The sequence below is a fragment of the Ktedonobacter racemifer DSM 44963 genome (genome assembly GCF_000178855.1).
GTDB classification, from domain to species: Bacteria; Chloroflexota; Ktedonobacteria; order Ktedonobacterales; family Ktedonobacteraceae; genus Ktedonobacter; species Ktedonobacter racemifer.
The window spans coordinates 98,632-112,374 of sequence record NZ_ADVG01000003.1 but is presented as its reverse complement, the minus strand read 5'-3'; the positions used below and the strand labels follow the sequence as shown (position 1 = coordinate 112,374).

The 13,743-nt window shown below is 54.0% G+C and carries 15 protein-coding genes and 1 pseudogene; 10 read left to right on the top strand and 6 right to left on the bottom strand.

What is annotated here, in order from left to right; translation table 11 throughout:
- The first annotated feature begins 67 nt into the window (after positions 1 to 67).
- Together KRAC_RS29510 and KRAC_RS29505 are read left to right on the top strand one after the other, a co-directional pair.
- A complete protein-coding gene (locus KRAC_RS29510) occupies positions 68 to 832 on the top strand; it encodes a PIG-L deacetylase family protein (protein WP_007913678.1) in 765 nt (254 codons plus the stop codon).
- Between the two features lie 18 nt (positions 833 to 850).
- Entirely contained in the window at positions 851 to 2,185 is a 1,335-nt protein-coding gene (locus KRAC_RS29505) for an MFS transporter (protein ID WP_157507329.1), read from the top strand.
- 74 nt (positions 2,186 to 2,259) lie between these two features.
- Here KRAC_RS29505 and KRAC_RS29500 read toward each other — a convergent pair.
- Positions 2,260 to 3,069: pseudogene (locus tag KRAC_RS29500) on the bottom strand (RNA-guided endonuclease InsQ/TnpB family protein); the annotation flags it as partial.
- Between the two features lie 375 nt (positions 3,070 to 3,444).
- Here KRAC_RS29500 and KRAC_RS62770 point away from each other — a divergent pair.
- The 7 genes from KRAC_RS62770 (at position 3,445) to KRAC_RS29465 (ending at position 8,447) form a co-directional block, all read left to right on the top strand.
- The gene (locus KRAC_RS62770) at positions 3,445 to 3,705 is read left to right on the top strand and encodes an FmdB family zinc ribbon protein (protein WP_007913664.1); all 261 of its coding nucleotides are present in this window, start codon (positions 3,445 to 3,447) and stop codon (positions 3,703 to 3,705) included.
- Between the two features lie 48 nt (positions 3,706 to 3,753).
- Complete coding sequence (locus KRAC_RS29490; protein WP_244422462.1) at positions 3,754 to 4,404, top strand: GNAT family N-acetyltransferase; 651 nt, start codon at positions 3,754 to 3,756, stop codon at positions 4,402 to 4,404.
- A gap of 19 nt (positions 4,405 to 4,423) precedes the next feature.
- Entirely contained in the window at positions 4,424 to 5,767 is a 1,344-nt protein-coding gene (locus tag KRAC_RS29485) for a CobW family GTP-binding protein (protein WP_007913662.1), read from the top strand.
- The gene (locus KRAC_RS29480) at positions 5,755 to 6,810 is read left to right on the top strand and encodes a WD40 repeat domain-containing protein (RefSeq protein ID WP_007913661.1); all 1,056 of its coding nucleotides are present in this window, start codon (positions 5,755 to 5,757) and stop codon (positions 6,808 to 6,810) included. Before KRAC_RS29485 ends, KRAC_RS29480 begins: the two co-directional genes overlap by 13 nt.
- Positions 6,811 to 6,825: 15 nt before the next feature.
- Positions 6,826 to 7,668, top strand: coding sequence for a CobW family GTP-binding protein (locus tag KRAC_RS29475; protein WP_040445307.1), 843 nt, complete (start codon positions 6,826 to 6,828; stop codon positions 7,666 to 7,668).
- Complete coding sequence (locus KRAC_RS29470; RefSeq protein ID WP_040445305.1) at positions 7,655 to 7,921, top strand: CobW C-terminal domain-containing protein; 267 nt, start codon at positions 7,655 to 7,657, stop codon at positions 7,919 to 7,921. The genes KRAC_RS29475 and KRAC_RS29470 overlap by 14 nt, the downstream gene beginning before the upstream one ends.
- Before the next feature lie 85 nt (positions 7,922 to 8,006).
- Positions 8,007 to 8,447 carry a (2Fe-2S) ferredoxin domain-containing protein gene (locus KRAC_RS29465; protein ID WP_007913659.1) on the top strand — a complete coding sequence of 147 codons (441 nt, stop codon included), beginning with the start codon at positions 8,007 to 8,009 and terminating at the stop codon, positions 8,445 to 8,447.
- Between the two features lie 20 nt (positions 8,448 to 8,467).
- On the opposite strand, the gene KRAC_RS29460 is transcribed toward KRAC_RS29465, so the two are convergent.
- Genes KRAC_RS29460 through KRAC_RS29440 form a run of 5 tightly spaced genes read right to left on the bottom strand, consistent with a single transcriptional unit; the run spans position 8,468 to position 12,281 of the window.
- Positions 8,468 to 8,917 (bottom strand): Fur family transcriptional regulator, encoded by a 450-nt coding sequence (locus tag KRAC_RS29460; protein ID WP_007913657.1) that lies wholly within the window; start codon positions 8,915 to 8,917, stop codon positions 8,468 to 8,470.
- A 9-nt stretch (positions 8,918 to 8,926) separates the two neighbouring features.
- Positions 8,927 to 9,388 (bottom strand): metalloregulator ArsR/SmtB family transcription factor, encoded by a 462-nt coding sequence (locus KRAC_RS29455; RefSeq protein ID WP_157507327.1) that lies wholly within the window; start codon positions 9,386 to 9,388, stop codon positions 8,927 to 8,929.
- Positions 9,389 to 9,391: 3 nt separating this feature from the next.
- Positions 9,392 to 10,426, bottom strand: a complete 1,035-nt coding sequence (locus KRAC_RS29450) for a metal ABC transporter permease (protein ID WP_007913655.1) — start codon at positions 10,424 to 10,426, stop codon at positions 9,392 to 9,394.
- Positions 10,427 to 10,465: 39 nt separating this feature from the next.
- Positions 10,466 to 11,320 carry a metal ABC transporter ATP-binding protein gene (locus KRAC_RS29445; RefSeq protein WP_007913654.1) on the bottom strand — a complete coding sequence of 285 codons (855 nt, stop codon included), beginning with the start codon at positions 11,318 to 11,320 and terminating at the stop codon, positions 10,466 to 10,468.
- Positions 11,321 to 11,339: 19 nt separating this feature from the next.
- Positions 11,340 to 12,281 (bottom strand): metal ABC transporter solute-binding protein, Zn/Mn family, encoded by a 942-nt coding sequence (locus KRAC_RS29440; RefSeq protein WP_244422336.1) that lies wholly within the window; start codon positions 12,279 to 12,281, stop codon positions 11,340 to 11,342.
- Positions 12,282 to 12,806: 525 nt separating this feature from the next.
- On the opposite strand from KRAC_RS29440, the gene KRAC_RS29435 reads away from it, so the two are divergent.
- The gene (locus KRAC_RS29435; protein WP_007913652.1) at positions 12,807 to 13,742 is read left to right on the top strand and encodes a metal ABC transporter solute-binding protein, Zn/Mn family; all 936 of its coding nucleotides are present in this window, start codon (positions 12,807 to 12,809) and stop codon (positions 13,740 to 13,742) included.
- Position 13,743 lies beyond the last annotated feature (1 nt).

Sequence of the window (13,743 nt, the reverse complement as noted above, 5' to 3'; positions counted from 1 at the left end):
CTTGTTGCTGTTAGCGTAGCAATAATCGCGCTCTTGATAAGATGTTATCTATGAAAGGTCTTATCTATTGGATATTCGTAAGCTTTTAGGACTCCCGGATTTGTTAGATGTGCGCTCTGTCGTGTGCGTACAGCCACATCCCGACGATAACGAGGTTGGAGCGGCAGGAACGCTGCTGGCGCTTGCGGAACGTGGTTGCAAGATCGTCTTTGTGACCGTCACTGATGGTGGCGCTGGAGTGCCAAATCTCACCATGTCCCGTGAGGAGATCGTCGAGATCAGGCGTGAGGAGAGGCTCAACGCCGGGAAGTTGCTTGGTGTCTCTGAGCAGTTGGAACTGGGTTTTCCAGATGCGGGCCAGTATACAGAGCAAGAGGTCGTTCAGCGCCTGATTCCTATTCTGCGCGAGCATCGTCCTGAACTGGTAATGACTGTGGATCCCTGGATGCCCTACGAGGCCCACCCTGACCATATCAAGACTGGCCACGCGGTCGTGCATGCCATGCTCTTCTCCGGTAACAACGCGACTCAGCGTGGAGCTGGTGAGCCATATACCGTGCCGCAGATCGCCTTTTACGCGAGCAGTCACCCCAACACCTATATCGATGTGACCTCCTATTGGGAGCGCAAGCTCTCAGCCATCCTGGCACACAAGAGCCAGTTTGAGAACGCGGAATGGCCCCTCTTAAGCAATTTCTTTGCCTACCAGGCCCAACAACTCTACCAGGCTGGTCATATGGAAGCCAGAGCAGACGAGGTACGCTACGCCGAAGCCTTTAAGCTGCTCTCCGTTCGACAACTGCACTTCTTCCCCACCGCACTTTATAGCTAAGAAGTTTAATGAGGTTCGATGATGAACGAGATAACGACTCTCGCTCAGCCGGTACCTGTGCGTAAGCGCATCGCCTATAGCACGCACCAGCTTGGCTCCAACCTGCTCTGGAACGCCTTCAATACGGTTGCCGTCTATTATTATGTGACGGAGCTGCATGTTTCGGGCGTGATCCTCTCCGCCAGCTTGATTGCCTATGGCCTCATCAATGCGGTCTTAAATCTGCTGGCTGGCCATATTAGCGATCGTACCAATACGCGTTGGGGGCGGCGTCTCCCCTTTATTATTGGTGGCGCGCTTCCTTTTTGTGTGACCTTCTACTTTATCTTTGCCCCGCCTGCTTTGGGGCCTCAGGGACTATTGATCTATTTCCTGGTCTTGACCTTCATTTTTGATCTCTGCTTTACGGTTACTGCGCTCAATTTTGGCAGCCTCTTTCCTGAAATGTATCAGGAAAAGCGGACGCGGCTGTATGTTGGCGCGCTCTTGCAGCTATTTGCCATTCTCGGCCTGATGGTGGGTGTGGCTCTCTCGAAGTCCCTGGGTCAGACCCTGGGATGGCAGACCATGGCCCTGGTTTTTGCTGGGATTGGTGTGGTCTCGCTCTATGTCTCGGTTTATGGCAGCTTTGAGAATCCCGCCTACCGTGAGCGGTCCTTCAGCTTCCGTGAGGCCGTCACCTCCACGTTTCGTAATCCGCGCTTTATTCCCTATGTTGTGGCGAACTTCTTGATTCAGTTCTCCACGACCCTCTTTACGACCGTTTCTGCCTTTTATACCAAATATGTGGTCTCGTTGAATGCCCTGGAGAACACGCTATTCCTGGGCAGCATCTTTATTGTTGCTATCCCTATGTCGTTTCTCTGGGCCAGGATCGCAACCCGCATCTCAACGATTCGCGCGGCCATGATCAGCACGCTGCTCTATCTGCTGATTACGCTGGCTTTTCTCTTTGAGACGAATCCCACCAGCGTCATTATCACCGGCGCGTTCCTGGGCATCCCCATCGCCGGCTTCCTGGTGCTGCTCAACATTCTGCTCGCCGACGTAATTGATTATGACGCCGAGCTAACTGGCCGCAGGCGCGAGGGCATGTACTTGGGCATGAATGGCTTTATTGTTCGCCTCGGCCTGTCTCTGCAATATGCCGTTATGGCCATCTTCTTTGTCGTAAGCGGTTATGACGAGCATCTCAAAGTGCAACATGCGAACACCATTCTCGGCTTCCGAATTCTACTAGGCGGCCTGCCAATAGGCTTCTTGCTGATAGCTATCGTCATGCTGAGAAGCTATCAGAGCCGCCTCAAGCCAACACAGATCATGATCGAACCAGCAATAATGCCAGCTGATTGAGGCTAATCACTGCCCCTGGTGCTCACATACCAGGGGATATGAGATATGATACTAACAAGTCAGATACCCTACGGCTAAAGCCGAGGGCTTGTGTCTGAACTCCACCGCAACTCAGCATACCTTTTCAGGCGTGCTACTTTGGCTTCATCGTCCGACACATCAGGGCGTACTGACAAGAGGCCCGTTCCTATCCAGTCTTGCCGGATAAGAAGCGTTCTCATGGCAATATTCCTCGCGCCAACCAGATCGGCATGGAGGGTATACTGACAATTCTGACAGACAAAGAGCAATCCCTTGTGAGGACGATTCTCCTTGCAGGTGTGCCCACATTTGGGGCAGGCCTGCGAGGTAGAGTTGGCATCCACCTTGATCGCCATACTTCGATGCAAGAGCGCTTTATAGGCGATCATCGCGTGCAGCTCACCAAAAGCCCATTTGGAGAAGGTACGATTGGCTTTTCGCTGTTTTGCACTGGCTTTTTTGCCTTTCCGTCGTTTGGTACGCTCACGAATATCTGTCAGATGCTCCAGTCCAATCAAGCTTTGTGGGTGCTCTAGGACGATCCGCTTACTCACAACATGATTGACGTTTGCTTTCAACCGTCTCTCTCGTCCACTGATGGCGACGAGCCTTCTCGTCGCGGAACGAGTGCCTTTTTTTTGCAGACGCTTTCTCAGTCGTGCATAGTGGTGAGACTTGGCAATAGGAGAGATGTCAGCATGGAAGGTACAATCGCCTTGCATCGTCGCCGTGACGGCGAGATATCGCATCCCAACATCCACGCCAACGATCTGCTTGTGCGTTTCAGGGGTAGGATCAGACGTCTCCACTTCCAAGGTGACGAGCAGGTAAAACTCTTTTTTCTTGCTGGGCTTAGGCCGCCACTCCAAACAGACGGGCGAGAAAGGTGACTTGAGGCGCTCTCTGCTCATCTTATTTTTCTCACTTCTTGCAACACAACCCGCAAAGGTATCTGCACCAGCCGTCATATCCACGACGACATACTCATCTGCCCCCTCAACACAGTAATTGAGGAGCGGTTCTACCGCACCCGCTTTGGAGTGATAGCATTTGAGTCTTTTCTCAGAAAAGCCTGTATGCCTGCGTAGCGAGCCGAGGCAAGAGCAAAAGAGAACTGAGAAAATGCTAATGATACCGCGTATCATTGACAGAAAGCAGGGCGATCCGGTATACTTTCAACAACGCTTGTTAATGATACGTAATATCATTAACAAGCGATATCAAGGAAGGAGTGAGATATGCCAGTCTACGAGTTCGTATGCCCGAAGTGTCGAACTTACTTCGATGAGTTGCGACCGGTACGCGAGGCCGATGATACAGCATGGTGTCCCGCGTGCGCAACGGAAGCGATACGTCAGATCTCACGTTTTGCCTTTAAGAAGGCTGCCAAGGCCAGGTCCGGGGAGCGCGAGACCACGCTTCAACGTTCCAGTCCCATCTCGCACGCCAGCGGGTGTGCCTGCTGTTTGCCAGCGCCATCTCGCTCACAGCATGTCTGAGTCACTGCATAAAGGCACTTTAGACCCTGGAAAGGATTGCACTTGATTGTGAATCAACGTTTGCAGGAGATCGAGCAGGAACGTCTGCGTCTTGCCCCGGCCACGCGCGATGACTTTGAGGCTGTCGCGACGCTCTTTGCCGCGTTGCATGCATATAACGCCTCACTCAATGAGCAGTTCGCACTGGCCGACGACTGGCGAGCCTTATTGAGGGAACATTTTCTTCACACGCATGAGACTGAGAACGCGTTCTGGCTGCTGGCATGGGAGGGACAGCGTCCTGTGGGATTGTTGCTTTTAGAGAACCATCTCGACTCCCCCCTCTTTCGCCATCGCAGTTGGGTGGAACTGGTCGCGCTCTATATCGATCCAGGCTTACAGGGCGCAGGACTAGCACAGCGCTTGATGGAAGAGGCGAAGAGTTGGACGACACAGCATGGATCCTCGCATATGCAGCTCTACGTGACAGCACAAAACGCGCGGGCGCGGGCCTTTTATCGCCATTGTGGCTGGCAGCCCATTCAAGAGATCTTGAGCCTGGCCCTTTCACCGGAGCCGCGCTCGGCACCATTATTGGTTGATCCCTCGTGTGATGGGGAATTGCTCAACAATGGGCACCATCACCTGGCACTCAAAACGCATACACAGGTAGACCAGGCTCAGAGCAATCAAGACCTTCTTGAGCCGGAAGCACGATGAACAGAAAGGATAGATACGTATGACAACACAGGCACAGGTCCCAGTGACCGTTCTGACAGGTTTCCTGGGTTCGGGGAAGACGACCCTCCTCAACTCTCTTCTGACCGCCGAGCATGGCAAGCGTATTGCAGTGATCGAGAACGAATTTGGCGAGGTTGGTGTCGACCAGGATCTTGTGATTGGTGCCGAGGAAGAGATCTTTGAGATGAACAACGGCTGCATCTGCTGTACTGTACGTGGAGATCTCATCCGTATTTTGGGCAACCTGATGAAGCGCAAAGATCGCTTTGACTACATCCTCATTGAGACAACGGGCATGGCTGATCCCGGCCCTGTGGCTCAGACCTTCTTTGTTGATGACGAGATGCAGAGCAAGATGCGTCTCGATGGCATCGTGACGCTCGTTGACGCCAAACACGTCTGGGAGCACATTGATGACAGCAGCGAGGTCAAGGAGCAGATCGCCTTCGCCGATGTGATCCTGCTCAACAAGATCGACCTGGTTGCCCCTGAGGATGTGGACCAGCTTGAGGCACGCATGAAGAGCATGAATGCCGCGGCGAAGATCTACCGCACGCACAACGCGGAGATTAATGTTGAGAAGATCCTCCATGTGGGTGGCTTCAATCTGGATCGTGCTATGGAAGTAGATCCAAAGTTCATGGAGCCAGAGTATCCCTTCGAGTGGGGTGGGATCTACGCGCTGGAGGCGGGAACGTATCAGCTTGCGCTTCAGCCCGGACCTGATCCGCAGATCAACGTCGCACTTTTTTCAGCTCAGAAGGCGACGACTGCTACTCTGGCTGAGCGCACGATGGATGCGGTGCTGCTCTTCTCCAATGATGAGCAGGTGTGCCGACCTGGTGAAGTGCTTGAGAGGACAGATACCCTCTATCAATTGGCACTGGAGGGACAGGAACTCAATTATACGCTCTCAATTGCGCAGCCTGGTTTCTATGCACTCTATACCCAGCATCATCCCACAGAATTTCAGCTCGAACTGCGCTCTGAGCATGGTCCTCTGACTGCTGTGGTGGCACACGACTACAAGCCTAAGCATGAGCACGACGACGAAGTCTCCTCCGTTGGTATTGATGTTTCGGGCGACCTCGATCCACGCAAACTCAATGAGTGGCTGGGAGAACTATTGCGTACCCAGGGTCCCGATATCTTCCGCATGAAGGGAGTGCTCAGCATCAAAGGGGCTGAGGAACGCTATGTCTTCCAGGGCGTTCACATGCTCTTCGATGGTCGTCCTGACCGAGCCTGGGGCAGTACGCCACGCCGCAACTCACTGATCTTTATTGGTCGCAACCTCAATCGAGAGCAGTTGAACAAAGGATTTAAAGCATGCCTGGCGTAAGACTACATTCAAAACGGCTGCTTGATCCGACCTCGAGCCAGCGGTGGTTAGAGCACCTGGATGATCATGTCAACTCCCTGGCCTGGTCACCCGATGGGCTATGGCTTGCGGCAGCCTCGGTCAGTGGCCCCATCACCATCTTCTCTGGCAGCACAGGCCAGGTCGCGCATACCCTGACAGGTCACGGCTTTGGAACCTGTGAGCTGGGCTGGAATGCCAATGGTAGCCTTCTTGCCAGTGTGGGGCAGGATGGCAAGGTCAAGCTCTGGAATCCGCAGACGGGCGAGGAACGCTTCTCGCTGCCTGGTGGTGGTGCCTGGGTGGAGCACCTGGCCTGGAATCCCCAGGGGAATCTGCTCGCCACGGCGGCTGGGCGCAAGCTCCGCCTCTGGGACTCGGCGGAGGGGAAATTGCTGCGCGAGTATCCCGATCATCGCAGCACCATCGCCGATATTGGCTGGAAGCCTTCCAGCAATGTGCTGACCTCGGCAGCCTATGGAAGCCTCACGTTCTGGAGCATCGACAAAGATGAGCCATTGGAGCGCTTCGAGTGGAAAGGCTCGATCCTGACCATGGCCTGGTCACCCGATGGCAAGCATATCGCGACCGGCGACCAGGATGCGACCGTGCATTTCTGGATCTTCCAGAGTGGCGAGGACCTGCAAATGTGGGGCTATCCCACCAAGGTACGCGAGCTCTCCTGGAACAGTACCGGGCGCTACCTGGCAACCGGTGGCAGTACAACGGCTACGGTCTGGGACTGCTCGGGCAAGGGACCAGCTGGCAGCAAGCCTATTGAGCTTGAGGGACACGCTAACCTGATCACGGCCCTGGCATTTCAGTTCAAAGGCTCACTCATTGCCGCCGCCAGTAACGAGGGGAAAGTGATCTTCTGGAATATTGAGCGTCCACGCCGCCCGCTGGTGCAGGCCGACTTCGGCTCCGGTATCAGTCAGCTCTCCTGGTCGCCCAATGATCAGTATGTCGCGATTGGCACCGAGGGCGGACTGGTCACCGTGTGTACCCCACCACGAGGCAAGTAGAAAGAGAGACAGTCTATGAGTATGCTTACACAGAAGCGTGCTGATCAGCGCATTCCAGTGTATGTGCTCGTCGGGTTCCTGGGGAGTGGCAAAACGACTGTGCTGGGCGAGATGCTTGGCTGGTGTGTTGAGCAGGGCCTCAAGCCAGGTCTCATTATCAATGAGTTTGGCGATGTCTCCATTGATGGCGAGGCGCTCCGCGATGAAGGACTTGCGATGACCGAGTTGACCGATGGTTGCGTATGCTGTACGGCGGGTGAGGAACTGGTCCCCGCGATTCTGGAGATGGCACGCCGCCCGGACGTTGACCTGGTTTTCTTAGAGGCAACCGGCCTGGCCGATCCGGCTGATATGCTTGATGAATTGACGGATCCTTTCTTATGGCAGAAGGTCACAGTTGGCGGTGTCATCTCGGTGATGGACAGCAAGCGCATCATTGAGCTGGCTGGTAATCTGGAGCTGGCGCGTAGGCAGATTGAGTTCGCCGATGCGCTGATCATGAACAAGTGTGACCTGATCGACCAGGAATGGCGGCAAGCACTCCTGGAGTGGGTGCCACGCTATGCGCCGAAAGCGCGTGTCTTTGCCGCCGTCGAGGGGCTGCCCGAAGAAGGTGTAGAGACCTTGCTTCTGCACGCGTTACACCTGGGAAAGGCACGCTTCGAGCGCGATATCGTGCCTCAAGGCCAGGAGAGCCATGCTCATCATGCGCATGATGAGCACGATGAACATGAGCACTATCATGCGCATGATGAGCATGATGAATATGAGCATTACCATGCGCACGGGCATGCCCACGAATCTCTTCACACTGTGAGCTTTCCCCTTGATCAACTGGTGGTGCGTGCCAGGGTTTGAGCATTTCCTGGGTGAGTTGCCGGAAGAGGTCTATCGTGCCAAGGGGTTCGTGACCTTTGTGGATGATCCACAGACCATACATGTCTTCCAGTTCACTCCCGGCTTCTTGCGTATTCGCCCCTTCAAGTTGCAGCGACGCGAGTTGCTACGCGGGGTCTTCATTGGTCAGAACCTCGAGAAAGCCGAGCTTGCGGAACAGCTTCAAGCCTGCTTGCAACCAATTTCTACTGAGCAGAGCATACCCTTCAACTAGTTCTTGCTCTTCGTGACTCGTCGTGTGCCGTTGGCCTCCCTCGGCACACGGCGAGTTTTTCTCCTTCGTGTCCAGAAAGGCAAAAATGGAACGTGTAATGCGAGTGACAAGCACGGCAGTCATGCGAGACGATGGAAAGTTGATCAAAGTCGTACAGAAACGAGGACAGCTCTTTATCTGCGCGCATGGTTGTTGCTGTGGAAAGACAGAGCGGGGCTTCGCCTCAGTGCCTGAGGATCTCTATCACCAGGAGTGGGAGCGGCGCAAACTGCGCAACAAGGTCCATTTGACCTTCTCGGCGTGCCTGGGACCATGCTCGCTGGCCAACGTGGCCTTGCTCATCTTCGATGGCACATCGACCTGGTTCCACTCGCTCAATACAACTGAGCAGATTCGAGCGCTTTATGACTATCTCGAGGCACGGTTGCTTGCAGACGTTCCTCTCCCTCAAATCCTGCAAGAATGTGTCTTCGATGGATTTCTACCTGCCGAAAGAACGGCAGAGCTGCCGGCTCCTGCTTGCTAAATTTAGAGATGCCTCCTTCCTCATCTGGGGGCATCTCCTTGTTCATTGCGACAACGGGCGCAACGCCCAAAGAGGGTGAGAGTCAGGCCCTCAAGCGAGAAATTGGTCTGGTGACAAACGGAGGCAAACTGTTCAACGGAGACATCCAGATCGACCTCAACAAAGCGTCGACATTGGACGCAGGTCAGGTGATAATGGGTGTTATCATGACAGACATGATAGCGATGTGACCCATCGGCATAGGTAATTCGGTCTAGTAATCCCTGATTGACCAGCACCTCTATTGAACGATAGAGGGTCGCGCGTCCAAAGTGAGGGTCTTGCTCGCGCAGGTCGTGCCAGAGATCATCAAGCGAGAAATCTGCACCGCTGGCAGCCAGCTCCGCCAGGCGATCTGCGATCAAGCGCCGTGGGCGCGTGATGCGCTGTCCCGCTCGATCAAAGGCAGTGTAAATGGTCTGTGCGATCATAGTGATAGCTCACAATCTTTCCTGGTCACGGCGTGCAGAGCGTTCCTCAAAGATAGAGACATATGGGTGATGAGGAATATTTTGATGGACATGGTCGGCATGATATTCGGCCTCGCGGAAAAGGACCGCAAGATGCTCATCGTCGAGCGAATAGTAGATAATATTGCCCACGCGACGCTGTCTGACGAGCCGACGATCACGCAACAGCCGAAGCTGATGGGAGACCGCTGACTCTGACACATGTACCAGAATCGCCAGGTCTCGCACGCAGAGCGGATGGCGCATCAGAGCATACAGTATTTTGACCCGTGTGGTATCACCCAGGGCTTGAAACATCGTGACGACCAGGGAAAGCAGCTCCTCTGAGGGACCAGAAGAGCGAACCTCCTCTATCGCCCCAGGATCGATGGGCACCAATAATAGTCCGCCAGTACGAGTTGTTGGCTCAAGTGGTTCTTGTTGTTTCTTCACTATTTAATGATACAACGTCTCTTTAGGGTTTGTCAAGGGCCTGGAAAACGAGGGCGACGCGCTTATTGTGCATGCGCCAAACACTGCCTCATCTTCTTGCTCTCCTTCCCCCTCATACTCTTTGCTCTGCTTACGTAGAAATGCTGGGCATATGCGCACCAGAAGATAGGTCGTAAAGGCAAAGGTGGTGATAAAGAAGCTGACCGGATAAGGAAGATAGTATGAGACGAACAGCCCAAGCCAGGTGAAGAGAAGGGAGAGGATGATAGAGCAGAGAATGGTCAGGGGGGGACGTGTAGTCAGGCGTTCGGCAATCGCCGCAGGCGTGACCAGAAGCGCAAAAATCATGAGGACACCCACAACTTGTGTCGCGGCTGTGACCGCCAGGGCCAGTACAATCATAAAGAGGAGCGAGAGCAGCTGGGTTGGTACCCCACGTGCCTCAGCAATCTCTTCATCCAGGGAAGCGAAGAGTAAGGGGCGATAGATCGCAAGCAAGACCACGAGCGTCACAATCGTAGTAATCAAGGTAACGATTACATCTCGCTGGCTGATCCCGAGCACCTGACCAAAGAGCACTGCATAGGCCTGGGTCGCGTAGCCCTTGTAGAGCGATAGGAAGAGTACTCCCAGACCAAGCATCCAGGAGAGCACAATACCTGTGACCACGTCGCGACCCTGTAAGCGCTTTCCTAGCCAGCCCATGATCATGCCACTGCCAATAGTGAAGGCGAGAAGACCGTAGAGCGAACTCAATCCTACGAGGATCGCCGCGGTTGCCCCTGCGAAGCCGACATGCGAGAGAGAGTGGCCCGCGAAGGAGAGTCCGCGCAGGACCACAAAATAGCCAACAATGCCAGCGACAATCGCCACCAGTGTTCCCGCCAGAAAGGCATTGCGCATAAAGGCATAGCGAAAGATCTCTCCGAAGTCGGCGACCAGGTTCCAGGACAAGGTCGGGCTACTCGCTACGACCAGGCCGTGTCCCATCTGTGCCTGGGACAGGAAAGGGAGCAGCAAATTGATTGTGTGCAGCATCAGTATGAAGTTCCTTCCTTCTCTCTTCTTTGTCCGTGTTTATCTTCCCAACTCTAAACCAGAGACTAGCACACGCCCTCGGCTATCGCGCATGACTTCAACAGGCACGCGATAGAGGCGCGAGAGACGCTCGGTCGAAATAATCTCCTCGGGCGTGCCAAGTGTGATTTGCTTCTGTGCGATGTAGAGCACCTGCTGCGTCATCGGCAGCAACGGGTTGATATCGTGGGTGACCAGGAGGACCGTCATCTGGTGCTCCTGCGCGACTGTGCCAACCAGGTGCGCGATGGCGTACTGGTTGCGGATATCCAGGCTAGCCAGGGGCTCGTCGAGCAGCAAGAGGTGCGGCTGACCCAGGATGGACTGGGCCAGGAGCAGGCGCTGCTGCTCACCACCCGAGAGCTGCCCGACCGGGCGGTTGATATAGCTGGTAGCGCCCACTGCCTCACACGCCGCCTCTACTGCTTCGCGGCGTGCCTGGCGTTGTCGCGAGGACACAAAAGGCGAGGCAACGCCCCATCTATGTCCATCGAGGCCTAGCATGACAAAATCGCGTGCGCATACCCGCAGATGTGCGTCCAATGTGCGCCGCTGTGGAACATAGCCAATCAAGGGGTTGCCACGTTTGGGGGGCACTCCCAGCACATGTATCTCTCCTTGCGCTGGCGATATCAGACCAAGCACCAGGCGCAGGAGCGTGGTTTTGCCTGCGCCATTTGGGCCAAGCGCGCAGACAAACTCCCCCGCATGAATAGTGAAGGAGGCATCACGCCAGATGGTGCGGTCTCCCTGCTGCACTGTCAGACCATGCGCTTCAAGCGCGTGAGCGCGAACCTCTTGTTTCTGCCTGGTCGTTGTCTCTGTAGTGTGTTCTGTCTCTGCTGGACCTGTCACTTCGTCGCTCCTCTCCTTGTTAGCCCTTGTTACTCTGACTCAGTGCCTGCTCAAGTTTGTCGAGCTGGGCAAGCTGCCAATCCTGGAATCTGCTAGTGGAGGGTCGTACCGTCTCGGAGACCTCGACAACTGGAATACTGGCCTTCGCCACCTGCTGTTGCAGATTCTTGACACTGTTATCGATGGTCTGCACATTGAGAATGAAGACCTTGATCTCGTTCTTCGTCACCTGGTCGTTGAACTGGGCGACAGAGCTTGCAGGGGGGTCAGAGCCATTGGCTTCAGCGGTGTAGTAGGCTTCTGGCGTAATGACTTTGAGTCCAAGGGCGTTCGTCATGTAGACAAAAATGGATTCGGAGATACCAATAGACACACCTGCGTACTTCGCCTTGATGTCGGCAATCTTGTTGAGATAGGGCTGTAAAGCAACCTCAAAGGCGCGATATTGCTGATCAAAATAGCTGGCGTCGGCGCTATCCATCGCCTTATAGTCAGCAGTGATCTGCCTGGCAGCCTGCTGCACATACTTCGGGTTGTACCAGAGGTGGGGATTATCGCCCTCTTTCTTGCCCACCAGCTTACCCACATCCAGGACTTTGCGGTTGTCAGAAGGGTTGGCGTCCAGGAGCTTACTGCTCCAGGTATCGTAGCCCGCTCCGTTGAGCACCACATAATCAGCCTGCGCAATCGCGCGTGCATCGTCGTTGGTGCTCTCATAGTCGTGGGGATCGCCAGTGGGAGAACTGACGATACTTTTGACGTCCACATGGGTCCCACCAAGTTGTGTGGCGATACTGCCCCAGAAATTCTCGCCAGCGACCACGCTTAGTACTTTTCCGCCGCTGGCGTTGCCGGCCTGGCTCTCGCCTCCACAGTCCGCGAGAGGGAGTAATACACTGAGTACCAGGAAGAAACCAAAGAACAAACGCTGTTTACATTGATAACTACTTAACCAAGACACCCTATGTGCTTCTCGTAGCGCCTTCTCCATGTGCATCATAGATCCTCCATGAACAGATTACAATGCTCCAACCAACTAATGATATTATGTATCATTAATTTTCGAGACACTGTACCATGCTTCTCTGTCTATGTCAAGAAAAATGAAAGTATTTGCGAATAATTCTATTAAAAGTCAATACAGGTTCATATGAGCATATATACAGATAGGCATGAGCCGCCAAAAATAGCGTTATTTTCTTCTCCCTGGCAATGGATTCCATGCGTATCGTTTGTATGAGGATCTATTCTCTCGAGTTATTTTGATATTTTGTCTCATTAGCTATTGACACCGCATCTCAATAAATGATACTGTAGAGGCATATTGATATGTTGTATCGATAGCTACAAACATCGTATAGCTCATGAAAACCCTCGTCGAAGGGTTTTTCTTAAACAAGAGTCTGAGCATCTTGACGAGTTAGGTGATGTTTCTAATTACAGGTTGTCTACGTTATCTATTTTTGTTTGTTCAAGGAGGATTCCTATGTCTCCCTCGCGTCGTGCAGTGTTTCCGTCTGCACTTATCAGTATGTTCTTCCTGCTGGTCCTCGCGGCCTGTGGTGGGAGTAACGCTCAGGGTTCGTCCACTGGAAATGGTGGAAAGACAATTGAAGTTGTGGCCGCCGAAAATTTCTGGGGCAGTATAGCCTTCCAGGTCGGCGGCAGCCATGTCCATGTTACCAGCCTGATCGTCGATCCCAATGCCGACCCTCATAGCTATGAGCCAACCACGGCTAATGCAAGAGTGGTCGCTGACGCGCAGTATGTGATTTTCAATGGTGCGGGCTATGATCCCTGGATGGACAAGCTCTTGAAGGCCAATCCGGCAAGTGGGCGCAAAGAACTGAATGTGGGCGACTTCAATGGCAAGCACGAGGGTGATAATCCGCATATGTGGTACAGCCCCGATTATGTGACAGCCGTGGCGAATAAAATCCGCGATGACCTCAAGACGCTCGATCCGGGCGATGCCACGGCCTTTGATCAATCGGCTCAGGCGTTTCTCACGAACGGGTTGAAGCAGTATCATACGTTGATCGCGGACATCAAAGCGAAGTATAGCGATACACCGGTCGGGGCGACCGAGAGCATCTTCTCCTATCTCGGGCCCGCCCTGGGATTGAAGCTGGTCACGCCGTATTCGTATCTCAAGGCCGTTTCTGAGGGACAAGATATCGCTGCTGGCGATGAGGCGACCGTCGAGCAGCAGATCAAGCAGAAACAGATCAAAGTCCTGATCTACAACTCACAGAATACGCCCAATAATATTCAGGCCCTGATCAACCTGGCAAAGGCCAACAACATTCCCGTTGCCACCATCACGGAGACGCTGACCCCGGCGAGCGCCTCGTTTGAGGAATGGCAGTCAGCACAACTCCAAGGCATCGAAACCGCCCTCGCTCAAGCAACGGGCAAGTAAC

What these genes read in the sequence shown, in the direction of transcription:
- KRAC_RS29505 (WP_157507329.1), top strand. Translation starts at nt 851, where the DNA reads ATGATGAACGAGATAACGACTCTCGCTCAGCCGGTACCTGTGCGTAAG.
- KRAC_RS62770 (WP_007913664.1), top strand. Translation starts at nt 3,445, where the DNA reads ATGCCAGTCTACGAGTTCGTATGCCCGAAGTGTCGAACTTACTTCGAT.
- KRAC_RS29485 (WP_007913662.1), top strand. Translation starts at nt 4,424, where the DNA reads ATGACAACACAGGCACAGGTCCCAGTGACCGTTCTGACAGGTTTCCTG.
- KRAC_RS29480 (WP_007913661.1), top strand. Translation starts at nt 5,755, where the DNA reads ATGCCTGGCGTAAGACTACATTCAAAACGGCTGCTTGATCCGACCTCG.
- KRAC_RS29475 (WP_040445307.1), top strand. Translation starts at nt 6,826, where the DNA reads ATGAGTATGCTTACACAGAAGCGTGCTGATCAGCGCATTCCAGTGTAT.
- KRAC_RS29465 (WP_007913659.1), top strand. Translation starts at nt 8,007, where the DNA reads ATGGAACGTGTAATGCGAGTGACAAGCACGGCAGTCATGCGAGACGAT.
- KRAC_RS29460 (WP_007913657.1), bottom strand. Translation starts at nt 8,917, where the DNA reads ATGATCGCACAGACCATTTACACTGCCTTTGATCGAGCGGGACAGCGC.
- KRAC_RS29450 (WP_007913655.1), bottom strand. Translation starts at nt 10,426, where the DNA reads ATGCTGCACACAATCAATTTGCTGCTCCCTTTCCTGTCCCAGGCACAG.
- KRAC_RS29435 (WP_007913652.1), top strand. Translation starts at nt 12,807, where the DNA reads ATGTCTCCCTCGCGTCGTGCAGTGTTTCCGTCTGCACTTATCAGTATG.